The organism is Peribacillus sp. P4_C12 (assembly GCF_056402095.1).
This window is the reverse complement of record NZ_JBFUIB010000662.1, coordinates 1-1,743: the sequence shown is the minus strand read 5'-3', so window position 1 is coordinate 1,743 and position 1,743 is coordinate 1. Positions and strand designations below refer to the sequence as shown.

2 protein-coding genes are annotated in these 1,743 nt (G+C 37.1%); both read right to left on the bottom strand.

The genetic code is table 11. From position 1 onward, the window contains the following. The coding region (locus tag AC1DUW_RS27750; RefSeq protein WP_477644043.1) for a VCBS repeat-containing protein at window positions 1-669 on the bottom strand (669 nt) is incomplete at its 3' end. 618 nt (window positions 670-1,287) lie between these two features. After that, window positions 1,288-1,506: a hypothetical protein gene (locus AC1DUW_RS27745; RefSeq protein ID WP_056524047.1), complete on the bottom strand. Its 219-nt coding sequence runs from the start codon at window positions 1,504-1,506 to the stop codon at window positions 1,288-1,290. Window positions 1,507-1,743 lie beyond the last annotated feature (237 nt).

Here is a 1,743-nt window from a genome sequence, read left to right as displayed (position 1 = left end):
GGTCTGTACAAATCCGAGTGAGTCAGCATTGTACCTCCCCGCTATCCTCTGATAGGCTTCGAGCTCATATGTACCGTCCCTGTTAAAATCGACCGGATATAAACCGGACAAAGGATTGACCCAGCCTTCTATCGATGCCTTCAAAATACCATTCTTATTATAAATTTCAGTTAAATATTCTTTTCCCTTGTAAGTAAGTTCAAGTATGTACTTTTCTTTTAGTTTATGACTGATCACAGTCGCTTTGTATTGATCTTGATAGGTCACACTGTACTTATAATCTTCATTGAATTCATCAGAATTAAAAATCTGCCTCATTTGACCGTTGATATAAGAAAATACATACGTATAAATTGTACCGGAGCTTCCTCCTGTATCTATGACTACTAAAATATCATCCACCTTGTTGTCTGTAAAATCACCAATAAAGAGTGTGGGGTTGTATCCGAGGTTATCCTTTAAGGGGAATTGCTGATAGTGATTTGTTCGCCCATTTTGAATGACAAGAGTTATATTTTTCCATAGTGGACTATCAGGGGTTTTATTTGCTGTAAGAAGGACATTATCAATTATACCGTCTCCGTCAATATCTACCCGCTTTTCAGTTACAATTGAAGGGTTGTTCTGATTCATTTCTCTTGAAAGAAAATGCTGGAGCTTCACCTTCATTTCCAGTAGCTCTTGCTTTGAAGGAAACGGATTTGGGAATGACAAGGCGTTATCAATTGTTTGCAGTGCTTCGTCTGTTAATCCCACTCTTACCTGCGCATCAGCCAGAAAGAACCAATAATAAGGATCATTCGTTTCTTGTATTTTTGTTTGATAGTAATGGATCGCTTTTCTGAGATCATACATGTCCATATTCAGCCCACCTTCCTTTTTCTCAATATAGAATTATATGCAGGAATTTGCAGCTATAGCTTAAGACCTTAGCCTTAAGACCTTTTTTATTGCACTATGAATGTACTACCCTAAATATTTAAAAAGCCAATCTTGCCTGATATGGTTAAAATCGCTCCGTTATTAATGATATGGTTCTCCGTAATGAATCTAAGTGTAGATGTTTATTTTTTCGCCGATAGACTTAGTGCGAATTAAAAATAATGTCCAACAATCTGGCTCAATTGTTGAATAAAAGTTAAACAACACTCTTCAAGTATCCTGCCCCTTTAGTTCCACAAGAAAAAAAGGTTGCCGCAGCAACCCTTGTTATTGAAGTAAAGCACTGTTAGTGGAAGAAAACACAATCAGTACATAATCTGCCACAATGCAATTGCAAAGAAAGATTTACATGCCCCTACTTAATAGGGCTTTTTCATGAGTACAGGTCAGGTATTTTCGGGATACAGCATTAAAATATCCTACATCAATAATTGCTATTTCTCCTTTATTCGGGCATTGAATATGCGTCAGCTGAAGTGATTCATTGATTATGACCAAGTCAATTGCGTCCAATTCTTTTTTGCACGCCGAACATTTTACAGGTAGTAAGTTTTCTTTTTCCATTAAAGAAGCCCCCTTTTGATAATAGGTATTCTCTATGTCTAGTTGCTAATCCTACCTGTTCACATAACCGTCAAAAATCCCTTTTTCCATTACATATTAATTTGGTGTCTACATAGCTTGATCAACTTACCTGCTCTTTTAGATCCATAAGAAACTTCTATGGCGGCGATTCTCGCCACCACCATCTAGCACGAAAACCTGCTCTTTACCCAAAATAAAGTCTAACCCATTAAACCC